Here is an 18,954-nt window from a genome sequence, read left to right as displayed (position 1 = left end):
CAATTTATGGCACAGACTGTGTTAATCGTTGACGATGAAGCCGACATTGTTGAGCTTGTTCGGTTTCATGTTGAAAAAGAGGGGTTGCTCTGTCTCGATGCCGCGACCGGCGACAGTGCGCTCCATTTGGCCCGGGAGAAGAAGCCGGACCTGTTAATCCTCGACTTGATGCTTCCAGGAATCGATGGCTTGGAAGTCTGCCGAATGCTTCGCAAGGATCCTACGACGGCTCACATGGCCATCATTATGCTGACGGCGAAAGCCGAGGAGGTCGATCGAATCGTAGGACTGGAAATGGGAGCCGATGATTATATCGTCAAACCCTTCAGTCCTCGAGAGCTTGTGGCGCGCGTCAAGGCCGTGTTGCGTCGAGGGCGGGAGCCGGACGACAGCCCGATCAAGAAGGTCGGAGCGCTCGATGTGGATGAAGCCAAGCATCAAGTGCACGTTGAAGGGCAAATCGTGGAATTGACGGTCAAAGAATTTGATTTGTTGTGCGCGCTCATGCGGGCCAACGGACGAGTCTTGAATCGCAATCAAATTCTCGAATCCGTTTGGGGGTATACGAATGCTATCGATATTGAGTCCAGGACCGTCGATGTGCACGTCCGGCGACTCCGGGAAAAACTTGGATCTGAGCAAGGGAGAATCGTGACCGTGAAAGGCGTGGGGTATCGATTCAATGCGGAGCCCTAAGGCACGGGCGGCGACCTCGTCGATGAAACGTCCGCTTTCCGTCATGCTTTCTGTCGTGTCTGTGCTTTTGGTGGCGTTCGGGATCGTCACTGGCGTGGTGTTAAGCAACAACGCGCCGGACGTGGGTTGGGCTATTGTCACTGTGGCGTGTTTCGCGGCACTGGTATTTGGAGTCTCTCTCTGGTTCATGAAGGGACTCTTGAGGCCGGTGCACGACGCGCAAAGTATCGCGGGGCGACTCCTTTCGTTATTCGGTCAACAAGACCAGGATCGGGAATCCAGGAATGAATTAGAAGAGCTACGGAACACTCTCACGCAACTTTCTTTGTGTGTGCAAGAACGTCTGCATGCTCTTGAGGAGGAGCGGGCCAAAGTCACCATGATCCTTGATAGCATGGTGGAGGGCGTTATGGCTCTGGACCGGCAAGGACGAATCGTGGTGATCAATCCCAGTGCGCGAAGAATCTTGGACTTGGCTGACGAACAGGTCGAAGCTCGTCCGTTGTTGGAAGTCGTCAGGAACCGGGACCTGGCAGACTTTGTGGATCAGTGCCAATCGCTCACGAATGCCGAGCCTCGTGAGCGGGAAGTGGTGCTGGCGAGCCCTCAACGCCGGGTACTGGAGATTAATGCCATCCCGCTTGCCTTGGTCGCGCAACAGCGCGGACTGATTCTCGTGCTTCACGACATTACCGAACTCCGACGCTTAGAGCGTGTCCGGGCCGAGTTTGTGGCGAATGTCTCGCATGAACTTCGTACCCCTCTGACGGCCATCAAAGGCTATTTGGAGACGTTGCTCGATGAAACGTCTCCTGATCCAGCCATGTATCGCCGCTTTTTGGGCGTGGCCCATTCCCACGCGGATCGGCTGGGCCGATTGGTCAAGGATCTGATGAACCTCTCGGACATTGAGGCTGGCAAGGTTTGTCTGAAACAGGAGCCGTTGTCATTGATGGAAGTGGTCAATGAAGTGTCTGGGATCTACGAGCGAGAGGCCGTGAAGAAAGGCATCACGTTCGAGAATCGGGTTGCTGCCGACGTGCAGGTTTACGCGGATCGGGACCGGGTCAGTCAAATCATCGTGAATCTGCTGGACAATGCCCTCAAGTATACGGCGAGTAATGGGCAAGTGACGTTCTCGACGGTGTCCTCAAACGGAGCGTCTGGACCTGTGACGTTGGAGATACGCGACACCGGTCAAGGCATTCCCCCTTCAGATCTTTCACGCATCACGGAACGGTTTTATCGAGTCGATAAGGCACGCTCACGCGAAGAAGGCGGGACGGGGCTTGGGCTGGCTATCGTCAAACATCTTGTGCATTTGCAGGGAGGGACCATTCACATTGACAGCACAGTGGGAAAAGGAACCACGGTCAAGGTAGTGCTTCCCGCACAGGCTTCTTCAGTTTCAATGAATCTTGCCTAGCCGCCCATCACGTTGTGTTACGCTTTCTGTGTTTCATCACCCGATGCGTAAGGGATGAGAGGAGTATTCACCAGTCAGCCAGATTTTACGACGATGTAACGCCCTTCACTTCTATCCGTAACATGCTCTGGCTATGCTGTCTTAAAGAACAGACGATTCATTATTCACTAGAGCCTTGGAGCGTGAATCATGACACACTTTAAGTCAGCGAATACCCAAGACGAAGTGAGCCCGAATGAACGGGAAGCCGAGCTGCAAGACAGCATACTCTCAATTCTCCACGTGAATGGTTCCATGTCTGTGGAGGAACTTGTCGCTCAGTTGCCTCACTGTCGGTGGGTTGAGGTGCTGAAAGCCGTGAGTTGGTTGTGGGGGGAGGAAAAGCTTGAATTAGAACAGGCTGAATACGGAATCATGATTCGGTCGTTCGGGAAACCCCAATATCTCGGCCCATCCGTGGGAAAATTGGTCCGTCGATCAGTGGTGAAGATGGAGTTAACAGCTTCGTAACATGAGCGTTACACGGCAGACATACTGTTTCCTTACTATGCATAACCGTTTTACGTTTTAACTGGAGGTACATTTATGAAGGCAGAAAACAATCTTGATCATTTGGGCGAAAAGCATGGATCGTCTTACGTTCCATTCTTGAAAGGCGCCACATTCATCGGGCTATCGCTCGGTTTGATCCTGACGGGTACGTCGGTGACGTTTGCCGGAAGTGATTCCATGACGGATCCTGGGTGGAAAGCTTACGAACGAGTCAGTGGCGTATCCGGCAATGTGAACAGCATTGGATCTGATACGTTGAATAATCTGATGACATTATGGGCCGAGGGTTTTCGAAAGCAGTACCCGAACGTCAAGATTCAGATCGAAGGGAAGGGGTCGAGCACGGCTCCTCCTGCGTTGATCGAGGGGACCGCGCAACTCGGTCCAATGTCTCGACAGATGAAAGCCAAAGAAATGGATAAATTCGAAGCCAGGTTTGGCTATAAGCCAACGGCGTTTCCCGTGGCCGTCGATGCGCTTGCTTTGTACGTGAACAAGGATAATCCGGTGCAATGTCTGAGCATGGAGGAAGTTGATGCGGCCTTTTCCAAGACCCGTCGGCGCGGCTACAATGTGTCGATCGACACGTGGGGAAAGGCTGGTCTCAATGGAACATGGGAGTCGAGGCGGGTCAGCCTGTATGGCAGGAATTCGGCGTCAGGAACCTATGGGTTTTTTAAAGAGAAAGTCTTGAAAAAAGGTGATTATCGGGATGATGTCAAAGAGCAACCAGGCTCAGCGTCCGTCGTACAGGGCGTGACGGAGGACCGTGGAGGGATGGGGTACAGCGGGATCGGGTATAAAACTTCAGGTGTCCGCGCGATCCCATTGTCCGACAAAAAAGGCCAAGGCTGTTTTGATCCAACGTTTGCCAATGCGTCATCCGGGAAATATCCGTTGGCGCGATTCTTATTCGTCTATGTCAATAAGGCTCCAGGAAAACCCTTGCCGCCGCTGGTAAAGGAATTTTTAAGTTTTGTGTATAGTAAGGAGGGTCAGCAGGTGGTCATAAAGGATGGGTATTTCCCACTGCCGCAGAACTTGATTGATAAAAAGATTGGCGAAATGTCATAACTCTCAATCGTGCGATTTTCTGTTGTCCACGTTCTCGCATGACTGTTATGAGGGCGCAATGAACCGTTAAGTCAGAATAAGCACGAGAGCCATGCCTTTGATGCGGTTCCAGGATGAAGGCATGGCTCTTTGTGTTTGAGTGTCAATGCGCCACTTCGTGATTATGAAGTGGTGAGGCTAGATGACGATCGACAAGCTTATGAGTAACGTCAACACGACCGCGGATTCAGCTGATATTCCGGAAACCCCGGCTTCTTCTTTTCTATCGGGTGTGACCACCAGAACCTTGCGGCGCTGGGTCGACACATTGGCCACCAGCGTCATCACGATCGGTGGTCTCGCCACGATCATCAGCATATTTGGAATTTTCACGTATCTTTTCGTTGAAGTCGCGCCCCTGTTTTATTCGGCTTCTCACGAGCAAACCACTTCCAGTCACATCGTGGAATCGTTGGCGAATGAATCCCCTCGCACGATCGGCGTAGGGATTGATGAATACATGGAAGTCGGATACCTCCTGGAAAAAGGCGAGATTTCCTTCTATGCACTGCCTGCCGGCAAGCCTGTTCCCCTCGAGTCAATCCCAAAATTTGACGAAGAACTCGTGACCACGGTCGCTCGCTCTCCGGGAAAAGGCGATACGTATGGTCTCGCGACACGTGATGGACGGGTCATTCCCCTCTATGTCAATTATCAGGTCACATTTCAAAACGACCAGAGGAGCATAAGCCCTGTCGTCACTTCTGCAGAGCCGATTAAGGCCGTTCCAACTTCTGAGCCCATCGCCCAACTAGCCTATCGTGAAATTGAAAACGGAACCGTCATGTGTGCCTTGACGGAATCGGGGCGACTCTTCATCACGAAAGTTGAAGAGTCGGAATCCGGAGGTCTCTTCGCGCAAGAGACTGAAGTCACGATCCTTCAAACGGAAGTAACGGATGAGGGCGTTGACACCATTTCAGTCCTGCTCTTGGATGATCTTGGAGAAAATTTGATCGCCGGCACGTCTGCCGGAAAATTAATGTACTGGGATATCAGAACTGTCGAGAACCCAAGATTGATGGGGACCTACTCGGTCGGGACATCCATTACGGCTTTGTCGTACTTGATCGGCGATCGATCGATCGTGGTCGGGACGGATAAAGGGACAGTGTCGGTGTGGATGTCGGTCATCAATCCAGATGTGGGCGGAGATCCGCGATTGGAAAAAATACGAGACTTCGATCGGCATCACGGGGCGGTGACCGCGATTTCTCCTTCATTGCGAGACAAGGGATTTGTCACAACCGATTCTTCCGGTGGGATAGCCGTCCATCATTCGACGTCACATCAGACGTTACTCAATATCGAGGGAAACGGGTCGTCTGTGTTGTCAGTCAAGTTTTCGCCGAAGTCTGATGGTGTCGTTGCCGTGGATCAGGCGGGAATACTCACGGTGTATGATCTCGAGAATGAACACCCGGAATCGACGGTGGCGTCGTTATTTTCGGCGATATTGTACGAAGGCTACGAAGAACCGAATCATATTTGGCAGTCAACTGGAGGGTCTGACGCATTTGAGCCGAAATTTGGCTTATGGCCGTTGATGTTCGGGACGTTGAAGGGCACGATCTACGCGATGCTCCTCGCGACTCCGATCGCGGTATTGGCGGCGATTTACACCGCGATGTTCATGAATCCAAACGTTCGGGCAGTCGTCAAGCCGGTGGTGGAGATCATGGAAGCCCTGCCTACGGTGGTGCTGGGATTTCTTGCTGGATTGTGGTTCGCTCCGTTGCTGGAAAAGATCTTTCCCGCAGTCGTGGCCATGTTCATATTTCTACCGTTGGCGATTCTTCTGGTCTGCGTCGGCTGGCAATTTCTGCCTCCACTGATGAGAGGCAAGTCTGGGAACGTGGCGGAGCTCTTGGCGCTGCTCGTCGTCATGGGCGGGACGGTGTGGGTCTGTTTGCAGATGAATCAGCAGGTTGAAAGTTGGCTGTTTGATTCAGACTATAAGCGATGGTTACTGTCCAACTTTGGGTTGGGGTATGATCAGCGGAATGCGCTCGTGATCGCCTTTGCGATGGGTATGGCGGTCATCCCCACAATTTTTAGCATCTCTGAAGATTCGATCAATAATGTCCCGCGTCATTTAGTGGCGGGGTCCCTCGCTCTCGGGGCGACCCCATGGCAGACCTTGACCAAACTCGTCATCGTTTCAGCCAGCCCTGGGTTGTTTTCCGCGCTGATGATCGGACTCGGACGCGTCGTGGGCGAAACCATGATCGTCTTAATGGCGACCGGTAATACCCCGGTTATGGATATGAATCTGTTTAATGGGTTTCGAACGTTGTCGGCGAACATTGCGGTGGAAATGCCAGAGGCGCCTCATGGCGGAACGCTGTACCGGCTGCTCTTCTTGGCGGGGTTAATCCTGTTTCTGTTCACGTCTGTGGTGAACACCTTCGCCGAAATCGTGAGACAGCGGCTCCGGGCACGCTACAGCCAATTTTAGCGGTCGGCATCATGACACGAGAGATCAAAAAGTTTTTCGACTCAGGAACGTTGTTCGTTTGGTTCTGCGGTGCAGCGGTCGCCACGTCGTTGCTCCTGGTCGGGGGAGTTCTCATCCTGATCATGATCAATGGACTAGGGTTTTTTTGGCCTCACGCGCTCGTGGAAATGCAGCTCAAAGACGGGACTAAAATACTCGGGGAACTCAAGGGGGAAGAGGTCATTCCTGATTCTGAAACTCCTCAATTTCCTGACGGAAAAACGCGTGTTCAGTTGAAGATCGGGAATCGAGACCTCTATGGCCTGGACTTTCGATGGGTCGATACCGACCAGATCATGTCCGCTGAAACGCCGAATGATGCGGTGGCCTTCGAGCGAAGAGAATGGGGTGACTTTTATGGCTGGGTTCAAGCGATCAAACATGGAGAGGAGACCGTCAGCTCAGGACACGCCGAGAGCTGGAAGCGTTTAGGGCCCCTGGTCGAACAGGCGAATGAACTGCATGACAACATTGAACATATACGACGTGACGAGATTGGCGACATTAATCATGAGATCGAAAGCGCCCGCCTTAAAATTCGGGGCCTAGAACTCGCAGGCCGTGGGAATTCGACGGACGTCGTAGAGCTTCGTCAGCACATTCAGAGTTTAGAAAAAGAGTACCAAGCTCACGTCGATTCTCTCCGAGGTTTGACACAACGATTGGACGAATATTCAGTGGTCCTGGTCGATGCGAATGGCCAGGAAAAAACTTTACCGGTTGGGCAAATTGTGGATGCCATCCGTCCGAATGCGATGGGGACGTTTGACAAAATCCTGACCTATTGTCAAAACTTTTGGGCCGTTTTGACTGAAGAGCCTCGAGAAGCGAATACGGAGGGAGGCATATTCCCGGCCATATTTGGAACGGTCATGATGGTCTTGATCATGAGCGTGGCCGTGGTGCCGTTCGGAGTCCTGGCGGCTTTTTACCTCAGGGAATACTCGAAACAAGGGTTGATCGTCCGTATCGTGCGTATTGCGGTGAATAACCTGGCGGGGGTCCCTTCGATCGTCTTCGGCGTGTTCGGGTTGGGATTCTTTGTGTATGCGGTCGGAGGAACCATTGACAGCCTTTTTTATCCGGAAGCGTTACCGAACCCGACGTTTGGAACAGGGGGCATCCTATGGGCCTCGTTGACGTTGGCCTTATTGACCGTGCCGGTTGTCATCGTCGCGACAGAAGAAGGTCTTTCGGCCGTGCCGCGAGAATATCGAGAGGGATCTCTGGCGTTAGGCGCCACGAAGATTGAAAGCATGGTTCGCGTGATTCTGCCTTGCGCGTTGCCGGGCATCCTCACCGGATTAATCTTGGCGGTGTCTCGCGCAACAGGCGAAGTGGCCCCTCTGATGCTCACTGGGGTCGTAAAATTGGCTCCGGCTCTCCCATTGGACACGCATTTTCCATTCGTGCATTTTGAGCGCAAATTCATGCATCTCGGGTTTCACATTTTCGATGTCGGTTTTCAGTCGCCGAACGTTGAAGCCGCAAAGCCGATGGTGTACGTGACCACCTTGATTCTTGTGATGGTGGTCATCTTCCTGAATCTTGCGGCCATTGCCATCCGGAATCACATGCGGAAAAAGTTCAGATCTTCTGCCATATAAGTCGTGTTATTTCATACTGTCAGGAAGGTATAATACTCATGAGTTCACTTATTGGCATTCTTTCCAAATCATCCTCGACAGCCAAACAATCCCCTAAACCGGTGGAGACCTTCGTGATTGCAGATCAAGATAATGATGAGCGGCGCCCTGCCGCTAAAATTACAGTCGAGAAGGCGAACTTTTATTATGGCGAAAAACAGGCGCTGTTTAAGATTGATCTCACGATCCTGCAAAATAAAGTGACCGCCTTTATCGGACCTTCCGGATGCGGCAAATCGACCTTGTTACGCTGTTTTAACCGCTTGAACGATTTAGTCGAAGGTTCTCGTCTCGATGGAACCATACGCATAGACGGGCAGGACATTTACGCGCCCTCCCTGGATATCACGGATTTACGCTCGAAAGTCGGGATGGTGTTCCAAAAAGTCAATCCATTTCCCAAGTCCATCTACCAGAATGTGGCGTATGGCCCGCAACTCAAAGGCGTACGACGCCGTGCTCAATTGGACGAAATCGTTGAAGAAAGTCTCCAGGGCGCGGGGCTGTGGGATGAAGTCAAAGACCGGTTGCATACGAGCGCGCTTGGGATTTCCGGCGGCCAGCAGCAGCGACTCTGTATCGCGCGCGCCTTGGCCGTGAGACCGAACGTGTTGCTGATGGATGAGCCCTGCTCGGCATTAGACCCTATTTCAACTGGCAAGATCGAAGAACTGTTGCATTCCCTGAAAGAGCAGCTCACGGTCGTCATCGTCACGCATAACATGCAGCAAGCCGCTCGCGTGTCAGATTACACGGGGTTCTTCTTGATGGGTGAACTCATCGAGTATGATGTTACGAAGAAAATATTCACTACCCCTGGAGATCGTCGTACGGAAGACTATGTGACTGGGCGATTTGGATGACATGGACCCCTATGAGGAGGTATTCCTGTGCAGCGCCATTTTGACGAAGAATTAACTGAGCTGAAACAAAAAATATTGAGAATGGGTGCCTTGGTCGAGGAGCAGATTCAGCAGGCGACACATGCTCTGACGAGTCGCGATGTTGATTTGGCGCAGGAGGTCATCAATAATGACCGCCGAGTCAATACCTTGGATGTCGAAGTCGACGAGGCATGTCTGAATCTCCTCGCGCTCTATCAACCTGCCGCGCGAGATCTTCGATTCATCACCACGGCCATGAAAATCTCCACCGACTTGGAACGGATGAGCGACTTGGCGGAAAATATCTGTGAACGGACGATCGAACTCAATGAAGAACCGCAGCTGAAGCCCTACATCGATATTCCCGCCATGGCGGAAAAATGCCTGAAAATGGTCGGGGAGGCTCTAGATGCGTTCGTACGCGGCGATTCGGTGTTGGCGCGAAAGGTTCTGGAAGACGATGATGAAATCGATGAATTGAACGAGCAACTCTTCCGGGAATTATTGTCCTACATGATTGAAAACCCGAAAACGATTTCTCGCGCCATCCGGCTTTCCTTCATCTCCAAATATATTGAACGCATCGCCGATCATGCGACCAATGTCGCGGAACTCGTGGTGTACATGGTCGAAGGGAAGATTATCCGCCATACCGTCACTGCGGAACTCTAAGCGGATCGTCATTCGATTTTCCGGTCTCTGAGAGGAACTTCAGCCCAAGGCTGTACTTGCTCTGCCACGCGACTTGTCCTCGATAGTCTTTCCCCCTATATTCAGGGTCATCAATGTTCAGGATAAAGGTCTGACCTATGCGGTTGGCCGGTTCCGACATCTGCAGTTTGGCCCCGCCGTGAGGCGAAAAATCGAGAACCCGGCAGTCTTCCGTCTGCTGTTGGGAGAGAACCTGTCCTTTAAGGTTGAGTGCTTTTCTGATGTGAGAACGTGTTCGATAATATTTTTCCCTGAACACGGGGAGCGAGTTGATCGCGTTCGCCAGATTCGGCGGTTGATAGCAACTGCCTTGTGCTGAAATTTCGCACGCCACGTACTTTTGAAACGCACTTTCGTGAATCATCTCATTGATGACGGGTTCGAGCGGGGCGGATAGGCGGTGTGGCAGGTTTCGTAAGATCGGCGAGGTGCTGGGAGTTCTTTCGTACAAGCGTTCGACCGCCCGTCGATTTCCAATGATACGTTTGTGGGGAAAGACGCCGATAAGAATTAAGCCTTTGTACGGAAGACTCAGAGAATTCTGCGGCTTGCTGCTTTCCCGCCTGTGAGTCTTGTCGAGGTCAGTCCTGAAGTGATCGGGGAAGTGTAACCCGCACTGAACGGCTCGATTCACCATCCACAGCAGTGACTCATCGGATAACGTCGTATCGTCGGCCCCTCCGCCGACATCGGAATGCGAGCCGGGAAACCAAACCTGGCAGACGTCTTTGGTGGCTGATCCTGGAGATTGTTCGTACCGGGACCAGAGATTTGGTTTGAATGGTCTTCGCCGTTCATCGATGGCAAGCGCATGATATCCGTGTTCCACATGGCTTCCTAGCTCCGTATTGAAAAACCCCACCCATTTTTTCGTGAATGGTCGAAGGTAGGGGATGGGAATGCCCAACGCGCCCACCGTATCCCAGACACCTAAAAATTTGATCCTGACCGATCGGGTATGGTGAGAGGCAATGAATGCTTTCGCGAACGGCAAGGATGGCCGTTGTTTTGGATGGGTGTTGTAGTAACGGAACGCGGTCGGCAGGTGATGAAGATCGTTGGCATGCAGCAAGCCAACCGCTCCGATCATCCCGGCCAACGCCCTGACTGTGTAAGCCCCTCGGCTAAAGCCAAAAAAATACAGCACATCGCCTTCCACGTAGTTATGGCAGACAAAGCGATAGGCTTTCATGATACGAGCGGATAGTCCGTAGCCCGTCAGGCCGCCGATGAGCCGGTGGCCCAGCCCCCCGTCGGTTCCGATGCCTGAATCATAGTAGATAATTTGATGATGAAACTGTTCATCGACGTTTGATACAGCTCTTGCGATACGGAGGACATTCGTCGGCCGGTAGCGTTTTGAATTCATCGCGACTTCTGGTTTATTCCAGGTGCCGTCACAGCAGATCACGATTTTTTTGAATGCAGGTGAATGAAGGCTCATCGGGTAAGGCCTTGCGAGTGATAAAGCTTTTTGAAAACCGATTTCCTCAAAGAAGCCGGGCGCGATCAAAGAATGATGCCGTGTTATGGCGGGGATGTCGTCAGGGTCAACTACGTATATAATAGTGTGTTCTATAACCCATTTTGACAATTTTGACAAGAAAAGTGCTAAGGAGGATCATGGTGCAGGAACGCCACTGGCGCCTTTTGTCAACAGCCCCATAAACCCGCCGCGTATGCGGGAAAGATTTTATGGCCTTGGTCAGCCCCGAAATTGTGAAATTTTGGGATCTCCGGCATGGAATTCTTGCTTCTCTTCGCAAAATATACTATTCCTCTTGCCTTTCTGAGCCTGGGGTTTGCGAGAGCGAGGAGACGATGCGCCGATTGATTATCTGGTTAAGCGTGGGAATCATATTCCTGACCACGAGTGCGACGGTCGGCGGAAGCTGGCTTGGCTGCGAGCTTGGGATTCATCCTGTGCGAGTTCCAGACAAATATTTGCTCAGCCAGTTCACCCTTCCTGAGCCTCAGCAAGTCCGGTTTGCCAGTCAGGATGGGTTGCAGCTGGCCGGATGGTTTTTTGCCGGACGCAGCCGGGCGACGATCGTTTTGGTCCATGGGCGGCGGGGATCACGCGCATGGATGCTGCCTGACGCCGCGTACTTGCACAAGGCGGGGTATTCGGTTCTGCTTGTTGATTTACGGTATCGAGGAGAAAGCCAAGGGGATCATTCGACCTTCGGGGCCATGGAAACCAAAGATGTAGAAGCGGCGATCACGTATCTCCTCGCTCGGACTGACGTCGATCCCGAACGAATCGGTGTGCAAGGCACTTCATTGGGTGGGGTCACCGCCATTTTGGCGGCCGCGAACATGCCGGCCGTCAAGGGTGTTGTCGCCGAAAGCCCTTTCAAGGATTTGAACAGTGCGATTGATTATGCGTTTCAACATGCCAAGGAAGGGGTCGGTTTGCCGAAATTTCCCTTTTTGACCATGAGCAAGCAGATCTGTCAAGCCCGATTAGGCGTCGATTTCGAACGAATCAACCCGGCTTCGGTCATCGCGAACATCAGCCCGCGACCCATATTGTTGATCGATACGACATTGGACGATCTCATCCCCCGCGATTCCGTCGACACGTTGTACCATGCCGCACGAACACCGAAATATCTCTGGAAAGTTCAAGCGCCCCATGGAAAGGGTTGGGAAACCAATCCGCGCGAGTATGAACGGCATGTCGTGAAATTCTGGCAACAGACGTTGCCCATTCCGGAAGTGGAACGTTCTTGAATGGAAGCGGCCGTCAGGATTCCTTGAGCATCCGATCTTTCCAGTTTTTTATGAACCATTCCTGTGAATCAAACGCCTCTTCCGGCGAAGATGGGGAAAGTCTATTGTATGTGCCGTCAGAGGTTAACTGTCTGGCTTTGACGTTATCCCGTACATGAATGTGAAGGGCGTTCTGGACAAGACGCTCTTTCAGGGATTGATTTTCGATAGGAAATAACACCTCAACCCGCCCATCCAGGTTTCTGGCCATCAAATCAGCACTCCCCAGGTACAGTTCATCGTCGCCGCCATTCCGAAAATAATACATCCGGGAATGTTCGAGGAAACGACCCACGATTGAAGTAACCCTGATTGTCTGACTGACATCGGGAATGTCTGGCCTCAACCCACATACGCCCCGGATCACAAGATCGATTTTGACTCCAACTTGGGAAGCGCGGTACAGGGCGCGTATACAGTCCTGATCGACCAGGGCATTCATTTTAAACGCGAGGTATCCGTCGCCATGCTGTTGATGCCGTTGGATTTCACGGTCGATCCGGCGGAGAATTTCATTCCGCATCGCATGGGGAGCCACGAGAAGCTTGGAGTAGGTTTCTTTGCGGGAATACCCCGTGAGCGCATTGAATAGATCCGATACGTCGGCTCCGATCGCGTCATCGCAGGTCAAGAAACTAAAGTCTGTATAAATTCGGCTCGTGATGGGATTGTAATTGCCGGTCCCCAGGTGGAGATAGCGTCTGAGCCCGTCATTCTCTTTTCGGATGACCAGGCAGAGCTTCGCATGGGTTTTGAGACCATGGACGCCATAGACGACATGGACGCCTTCGTCTTCTAACTTCCTCGCCCACTGGATATTATTCTCTTCGTCGAATCGGGCTTGTAATTCGAATAGCACCGCGACTTGTTTGCCGTTTTCCCTGGCTTCCATGAGCGCTTCGACAATCGCCGAATTCGAGCCAACCCGGTAGAGCGTTTGCTTGATGGCGAGGACGTGAGGATCGTTCGCCGCTTCCCGGACGAAGTCAACGACGGGAAGAAAGTTATCGTAGGGGTGAAACAGGAGTTGGTCTTCCTGTTGAATGGCTGAAAACATGGACTCCCGATTGGCGAGACGGTCCGAAATACTATGGAGGAAAATCGGGAATTTCAGCTCAGAACGGTCAATCTGCTGTAATTCCATCAGATTGGACATCCCAAGTGGAAAGTCGTAGGTGAACACTTGATAGGGGGCGAGTTTGAGGTTTCGGACCAGAATATTGCGAATGTGGTCAGGCGTGTGCTGGGCCAATTCCATTCGTACGACCGACCCAAAGTGACGCATGTCGACTTGTTCTTCGATCGTGGACAATAAGTCTGCCGCTTCGTCTTCTTCGATCGCCAAGTCGGCATCTCGCGTGATGCGGAACTGGTAAGACGCTTCAATCGTCAAGCCGGGGAATAGCAAGTCAAGGTTGGCCGTGATGATATCTTCGAGCCAGACGTACTGGTAGGGTGCCGTGTCGTCAGGGGATTGTCCTTTTTTGGTCTTTTTTGGTCTTTCGGCTTGAGGGATTCGAATGAGACGGGGAAAATTGTTCGGAACTTTGACTCTGGCAAAACATTCGCCCCGTTCCGGATCCTGTGCGACGACAGCGAGATTGAGCGTGAGGTTGGAAATATGAGGAAACGGGTGAGACGGATCGAACGCCAGGGGGGTCAGCGCGGGAAAGATCTCCTGTGAAAAATATTGGCGTAAGGTTTCACGCTGCTCAGAAGACAGTTGATCGTAGGCAAACAGCCGAATGTTCGCATCCTGAAGTTTGTCGAAGAGGTCCTTTTCCCAACATTTGGTGACTCGCGCAAGTTGTTTGAGCAATTTTTCTCGCACCGCATTGAGTTGATCGGAGGGAGCCATTCCATCGGGTGCCGTTTCAACGACTCCGCTCGTCACCTGTTCACGGAGTCCGGATATGCGAACCATGAAGAATTCGTCGAGATTGCTGAAAAAAATCGCCAGGAATTTGACCCGCTCCAGCAATGGCAGGCTTTGGTCTTCGGCCTCTTCAAGGACACGGCTATTAAATTCCAGCCAACTCAGTTCACGATTGAGGTAGAGCTTGGGGTCGTGAAGATCAATGGTTGGCCGGGAAGAATCTTGGATGGAAGTGTCGTTACTCATCAGTGTCGTATTCGCCGTTGTGAATAGGGAATGGCTCTAGGAGGCGAGCCTATCTCCACACGCGGTTCCCCTGTCTTTTAAGTTTGCCCCATCTGTGAGGAAATGTAGCCCGCAGTCTTGCTCGCCGTCGGCGCAGGCGTTCCACGACCAGCCCGATGGTAAAGGCTGTTTTGACGCCTCGTGAAGACCGCAGGAAATGTTGCAAGTGCTGTTCAATCATCACGGTATCCTGATGGGCGCCTAACAGATCCTGAAATTTCCGCATTTGCCGGATAAAGCGGGTTGCCGGTTTGCCGACACATGGTTCGGCCAACTCGGCCGCATATCGTACATGTTTGGCCCGTTTGCGCAAGTTGTGCAAATCCTCATCGGTGTACTCATTAGGTAGATTATCGACGGATTTTTCGAGTTTGTCGAATGCTTTCCCGACGAGGGTCTGGAGCGAAATATTCGAATGGATGACCTCCATGCGTTGAGAAGCTGAGATGAGTCGATCCAGGAAGGCCAGGTATCGTTCCCCTCGAAGCGTTTCGATCATGGATGTGCGAACGTTTGATTGCCTGGACTCCAATTGAAGAAGTAATGCGTCAAAGAGCTTTTGTTCCGTGGACGTCAGGGTGGATGTTTCTTGCCGGAGTTTTTGCAGGAGGACATCAAAGTCCCGAACGGACCCGAGAACCTTGGTTAACCACCCGATTTCGTTCCGCAAGTCCATACACCATGCCGGCTCGAGAATGGGGCGAGCGGTACGAAGAAGAGCGCGAGCCCGTCTGGTGGCGACGCGCATGCGATGAAGATCCTCAGGGTCTTGGCCTAAACGGGTCACGGGATCGTGCCGAAAAATGTCATGTACTTGTTGTTGAAACGTACGCTGGACATGTTCCACTGATGGAGCCGTCTGTTCGATCGTCTGTTGACTGTCCGGGTAATCAACGGATAGAGCCTGGTAGAGTGTTGGGCGGAAAATTCCGTTTTGCGCTCCTAGTTCTTTGAGCTGATTCGTGATAGCCTTGAGGTTTTTCTGCGTGCCGTCTACGAGTTCTATCTCGATTTCGCTAAATCGCTTGCGAATATGCCGGTCTTCCAGCATGGCGACCCGATCCACGGTCAATTCGGCGAGGACGCGTTCCTGTTCGATGATATGGTACGGTCGTCGTTCGGTTCGGAGCTTTGCGATGGCCACAGGTTCACGGCCTCTCAAGAATGCAAAGAGTAGATCGGCGAGTTCATCAGGAAGTCTGAGCGAGCCTTTGGGAATTTCGATTGCTCTTCTGGCTTGAGCTGTCGGTAACGTGAGCTGCCAAGTGCCTCGGCTTCGTTCGACGCGACGTCGAAGAATCATTCCCAAGCGAGCGAGACGATGGTCTTTGGTATCGTAGTATGTGGATGTGAACCGGCGAGCAGGTCGCGGGTTGTTGGTGAATCGCTGAGGGATTTGAAAGTCTGCCGGGGGGGATAGCTTCACTTCGAGTGCAAGATTGTGCTTAGGAGGACAGGGAGGCATGGACCTATGGCATCTGCTTTTACCTAAAGATGGATAAAGAGAAAATATGAAGAAGAGATCAAGTGTACCATATGGTCTTATGGTAAAAGTGTGAAGTTTTTTAGTCAAACTTCAGGGGGCAATCAGTTGGAACTGAATACTCATGTTAAACGGTGGACTGTTACAATGCATGAAACTCGTTTCGTTAAATCACCACTGTAAATGGTCGATTTTTCACGTATTATGTTACTCATAGTTTCATGTCTGGCGTATGGGACGTTGCGTATGAATATTCTGCATAGCGTGATATCGGTCCTGACTACCTCTGCTCTGTCTTTGTTCATGTTCTCACCTGCGTTGGCGGAAAATCCAACATCAAACTCCTGGAGCCTTTCCTCGCTTTCAAATTCTGTCCAATCAAGCAAATTGCCTCCATGTGCTCCTCTGAATTTACCCCATGGGTTCACACAGTCGATCGTCGTTCAGGAACGACCGATTTGTGCAAATTCGATGGTGACCCTTGATGTGCTTCCTTCCGGGAGTGATCAAACGGATATGAATACGATGAATGAATCCGGTCCAGCGATCGGCCGGTATCTTTACCGAACTCATGAAACCGGTGAAGGCCAAGCGGCCATATCGATCATTGATTTAAAGACCGGTCAAACATCGATTCATGAAGGCCGTCAATTTGGCGGCTGGAGCAGACTGGATGGTATCGAATGGACACCTTGGGGGACTCTCCTTGTGGGGGAGGAGTCCGGAGCGTTCGGGCGGCTCTTTGAATGCAAGGTGAATGGCATGGAGCTATCTTGTGTTGATCGTCCTCAGCTTGGGCGGATGTCGCATGAAGGTATTGCCGTGACGGAGGAAGGGAACGTTTTTGTCGTTGATGAATATGATGGAGGATCCATCTATAAATTTGTGCCTGACGAGTATGGCCGTCTGGCATCTGGTCAACTCTTTGCCTTGCAGGTTCTGTCTGATGAAGTGACGGTGTGTTCAGAACGCACCGGGGTCGGATATACTCCAACGGGTCAGGCTCAATGGATACCGCTCATTCCAGGTCGTGACGGTGTCGTGACCGATCCAACGTATGATGCGCGGTCTGCAGCGTCAGAAGCACAGGCCACGGATTTTTGTAGACCTGAAGACTTGGAAATCATCGGAGACAATGTCTACGTTTCGACCACCACGACGAATACGGTGTTTCAAATTCCGATCAATACCGATTCTCCCGTCATCACCGAATATGCGGGTATCAATACCAATATGAGCCCTGAAGATGTCGAACCAGACTATGGATTGAGGAACCCTGATAATTTAGCCTCGGATCATTCGGGGAATCTCTATATTGTCGAGGATAATGACGGCAGGAGTGACATTTGGATTGCGAGTCCAGATCATAACCGGGATGGAGTGGCCGATTCGGTGTTTCTGTTCGCGACATTGACGACCTATGGTGCGGAGGCAACGGGTATCTACATTGCGCCAGTCGACCCCCCTGGAATGTTTCTGAATGTTCAGCATGCCTATGACGGTAATGATATGACATTGCTCATCATCCCCAGTCCAAAATAAAGCCTTTCTTGTGTATGATGCCTGAATTAGACATCCCTCCTCATACTGATCTGGCCGAGTTGCTGCAGTTGGCGATCGATGCGGCACGAGGTCCGGCTGAGGTTATTCTGCGTTATTTCCACCAAGAGAATTTACCCGTCGAACGAAAAGCCGATTCCTCTCCAGTGACACAGGCCGATAAAGAAGCTGAGCGTTACATCAGAGAGACATTGGCCGCACATTCATCAGGGAACGTGATTGATATTCTCGGAGAAGAACATGGCTTGGAAGGAACGGGAGCCCGGTTCCGATGGACGATTGATCCGATTGACGGAACCCGGTCCTTCGTCCGTGGGATTCCTCTATTTGGCACGATTGTCGCGCTTGAAGATACGATTTTTCACCGGGCGTTAGTCGGAGTGATCCATCTGCCGGCGTTAGGTACGACCTATTCGGCGGCTCGAGGGTTTGGCAGTTGGTGTGACGACAAGAAAATCACCATTTCGTCAACATCGAAGTTGGAAGATGCCATCGTTTCGGTGGGTGATCCGCTTCAATTTGTACAGGCGAAATGTGAGGGCGTCTACCACCGGCTCGGAGAACTCTGTTCGTGTTTGCGCGGCTATACCGACTGTTTCGGGCATGGGTTAGTGGCGCAAGGTTCGGTCGATGTGATGTTTGACCCTGATTTGAATCCATGGGATGTGCTGGCAACTTACGTTCTCGTGGAAGAAGCTGGAGGCGCGATGCTATCGCGCCCCTCGAATTCGAGGGGCAAAGTTGATGTGCTATTCGGAAACGTTGAATTGGTCGATCGACTTAGTCATGACTTAGGATTTTGAACGTGTGTGGCGACGAAGAGGAAGGGAAGGTCGGCATTGTCGTTTCTTCTGTCGCGGCACGGGTGATCGACGCTGGCGAGATCCGATCTTGGCGAGTGGGCGAGTCTCGCCATTCCGGGTAGAGACAGCGAAACATGACGATGTCTTGCCTCAAGGTTGATACGAGATTGGTGAAGAAGACCATGAAGGCACCATTCAAGATTATCACCTTAAAAGCAAGAACGATGGAGCCGACCTTCCCCAGTTGAGCTTCTGCGTGACAGGCTGGGTATCGGTTGATGATTTGCGTGCTCACCGGTGTTCCGTCAGAACCTTCATTGTGTGTCAATTCCGAAGTGGGGCTGAGCCTTTTCGAATAGGGTTCATTCGTTGATATCCCCGGCGTCGGCGGGGTTGAGGAAACGTTGTATTTTGCTGTAAGAGTTTTTGATGGCGTTGGATGAGAGGGTCTCCGATGAACCCGCAGTTGGTACATCGAATGCCACTCACCCATAATGGCTGACAGGAATCGTGAACATCGCAAAATTCTTCCCTAACGATAAAGCCCTGACAACGTGGGCAGGAATGAGCGCCGGCTTTCGGAATGGAGACTTGATGATTCGATTTCTCAATAATCATACAGAAGTATTGGTGAACGGGTTGTCGAT

Annotated in this window: 14 protein-coding genes; 11 read left to right on the top strand and 3 right to left on the bottom strand. The window is 51.8% G+C overall.

Annotation, left to right across the window (positions count from 1 at the left end; translation table 11 throughout):
- Nucleotides 1-6 precede the first annotated feature (6 nt).
- From MRJ96_01115 to phoU, 8 genes are all read left to right on the top strand, one after another.
- Nucleotides 7-696: a response regulator gene (locus MRJ96_01115; GenBank protein ID MDR4500042.1), complete on the top strand. Its 690-nt coding sequence runs from the start codon at nt 7-9 to the stop codon at nt 694-696.
- A complete protein-coding gene (locus MRJ96_01110; protein ID MDR4500041.1) occupies nt 683-2,122 on the top strand; it encodes an ATP-binding protein in 1,440 nt (479 codons plus the stop codon). Before MRJ96_01115 ends, MRJ96_01110 begins: the two co-directional genes overlap by 14 nt.
- Nucleotides 2,123-2,311: 189 nt before the next feature.
- Nucleotides 2,312-2,632, top strand: coding sequence for a hypothetical protein (locus tag MRJ96_01105; protein ID MDR4500040.1), 321 nt, complete (start codon nt 2,312-2,314; stop codon nt 2,630-2,632).
- 75 nt (nt 2,633-2,707) lie between these two features.
- A complete protein-coding gene (locus tag MRJ96_01100; protein MDR4500039.1) occupies nt 2,708-3,748 on the top strand; it encodes a phosphate ABC transporter substrate-binding protein PstS family protein in 1,041 nt (346 codons plus the stop codon).
- Nucleotides 3,749-3,929: 181 nt separating this feature from the next.
- On the top strand, nt 3,930-6,245 hold the full coding sequence (locus MRJ96_01095; GenBank protein MDR4500038.1) for an ABC transporter permease subunit: 2,316 nt from the start codon (nt 3,930-3,932) through the stop codon (nt 6,243-6,245).
- Nucleotides 6,246-6,256: 11 nt separating this feature from the next.
- Nucleotides 6,257-7,891: a phosphate ABC transporter permease PstA gene (pstA, locus tag MRJ96_01090; GenBank protein ID MDR4500037.1), complete on the top strand. Its 1,635-nt coding sequence runs from the start codon at nt 6,257-6,259 to the stop codon at nt 7,889-7,891.
- 38 nt (nt 7,892-7,929) lie between these two features.
- Complete coding sequence (gene pstB, locus MRJ96_01085; GenBank protein ID MDR4500036.1) at nt 7,930-8,793, top strand: phosphate ABC transporter ATP-binding protein PstB; 864 nt, start codon at nt 7,930-7,932, stop codon at nt 8,791-8,793.
- A gap of 27 nt (nt 8,794-8,820) precedes the next feature.
- Nucleotides 8,821-9,486, top strand: coding sequence for a phosphate signaling complex protein PhoU (gene phoU, locus MRJ96_01080; protein MDR4500035.1), 666 nt, complete (start codon nt 8,821-8,823; stop codon nt 9,484-9,486).
- Here phoU and MRJ96_01075 read toward each other — a convergent pair.
- Entirely contained in the window at nt 9,470-10,969 is a 1,500-nt protein-coding gene (locus tag MRJ96_01075; GenBank protein ID MDR4500034.1) for a DUF2235 domain-containing protein, read from the bottom strand. The genes phoU and MRJ96_01075 overlap by 17 nt on opposite strands.
- 377 nt (nt 10,970-11,346) lie before the next feature.
- Here MRJ96_01075 and MRJ96_01070 point away from each other — a divergent pair, with 377 nt between their 5' ends.
- A complete protein-coding gene (locus MRJ96_01070) occupies nt 11,347-12,261 on the top strand; it encodes an alpha/beta fold hydrolase (GenBank protein ID MDR4500033.1) in 915 nt (304 codons plus the stop codon).
- Between the two features lie 13 nt (nt 12,262-12,274).
- On the opposite strand, the gene ppk1 is transcribed toward MRJ96_01070, so the two are convergent.
- Both ppk1 and MRJ96_01060 read right to left on the bottom strand, forming a co-directional pair.
- Nucleotides 12,275-14,422 carry a polyphosphate kinase 1 gene (gene ppk1, locus MRJ96_01065; GenBank protein MDR4500032.1) on the bottom strand — a complete coding sequence of 716 codons (2,148 nt, stop codon included), beginning with the start codon at nt 14,420-14,422 and terminating at the stop codon, nt 12,275-12,277.
- 49 nt (nt 14,423-14,471) lie between these two features.
- A complete protein-coding gene (locus MRJ96_01060) occupies nt 14,472-15,926 on the bottom strand; it encodes a CYTH and CHAD domain-containing protein (GenBank protein ID MDR4500031.1) in 1,455 nt (484 codons plus the stop codon).
- A gap of 489 nt (nt 15,927-16,415) precedes the next feature.
- Here MRJ96_01060 and MRJ96_01055 point away from each other — a divergent pair, with 489 nt between their 5' ends.
- Both MRJ96_01055 and MRJ96_01050 read left to right on the top strand, forming a co-directional pair.
- Nucleotides 16,416-17,486 carry a DUF839 domain-containing protein gene (locus MRJ96_01055; GenBank protein ID MDR4500030.1) on the top strand — a complete coding sequence of 357 codons (1,071 nt, stop codon included), beginning with the start codon at nt 16,416-16,418 and terminating at the stop codon, nt 17,484-17,486.
- A gap of 14 nt (nt 17,487-17,500) precedes the next feature.
- Nucleotides 17,501-18,307 (top strand): hypothetical protein, encoded by an 807-nt coding sequence (locus tag MRJ96_01050; GenBank protein ID MDR4500029.1) that lies wholly within the window; start codon nt 17,501-17,503, stop codon nt 18,305-18,307.
- Nucleotides 18,308-18,954: the final 647 nt, after the last annotated feature.

The sequence above is a fragment of the Nitrospirales bacterium genome (assembly GCA_031315865.1).
Taxonomy (GTDB): domain Bacteria; phylum Nitrospirota; class Nitrospiria; order Nitrospirales; family UBA8639; genus JAGQKC01.
Note: the sequence above shows the minus strand (reverse complement) of the source record. Positions and strands in the feature narration are given on the sequence as shown.

What these genes read in the sequence shown, in the direction of transcription:
- MRJ96_01095 (MDR4500038.1), top strand. Translation starts at nt 3,930, where the DNA reads ATGACGATCGACAAGCTTATGAGTAACGTCAACACGACCGCGGATTCA.
- MRJ96_01100 (MDR4500039.1), top strand. Translation starts at nt 2,708, where the DNA reads ATGAAGGCAGAAAACAATCTTGATCATTTGGGCGAAAAGCATGGATCG.
- ppk1 (MDR4500032.1), bottom strand. Translation starts at nt 14,422, where the DNA reads ATGAGTAACGACACTTCCATCCAAGATTCTTCCCGGCCAACCATTGAT.
- MRJ96_01105 (MDR4500040.1), top strand. Translation starts at nt 2,312, where the DNA reads ATGACACACTTTAAGTCAGCGAATACCCAAGACGAAGTGAGCCCGAAT.
- pstB (MDR4500036.1), top strand. Translation starts at nt 7,930, where the DNA reads ATGAGTTCACTTATTGGCATTCTTTCCAAATCATCCTCGACAGCCAAA.
- MRJ96_01075 (MDR4500034.1), bottom strand. Translation starts at nt 10,969, where the DNA reads ATGAGCCTTCATTCACCTGCATTCAAAAAAATCGTGATCTGCTGTGAC.
- MRJ96_01070 (MDR4500033.1), top strand. Translation starts at nt 11,347, where the DNA reads ATGCGCCGATTGATTATCTGGTTAAGCGTGGGAATCATATTCCTGACC.
- MRJ96_01060 (MDR4500031.1), bottom strand. Translation starts at nt 15,926, where the DNA reads ATGCCTCCCTGTCCTCCTAAGCACAATCTTGCACTCGAAGTGAAGCTA.
- MRJ96_01050 (MDR4500029.1), top strand. Translation starts at nt 17,501, where the DNA reads ATGATGCCTGAATTAGACATCCCTCCTCATACTGATCTGGCCGAGTTG.
- MRJ96_01110 (MDR4500041.1), top strand. Translation starts at nt 683, where the DNA reads ATGCGGAGCCCTAAGGCACGGGCGGCGACCTCGTCGATGAAACGTCCG.
- MRJ96_01055 (MDR4500030.1), top strand. Translation starts at nt 16,416, where the DNA reads ATGGTGACCCTTGATGTGCTTCCTTCCGGGAGTGATCAAACGGATATG.
- MRJ96_01115 (MDR4500042.1), top strand. Translation starts at nt 7, where the DNA reads ATGGCACAGACTGTGTTAATCGTTGACGATGAAGCCGACATTGTTGAG.
- pstA (MDR4500037.1), top strand. Translation starts at nt 6,257, where the DNA reads ATGACACGAGAGATCAAAAAGTTTTTCGACTCAGGAACGTTGTTCGTT.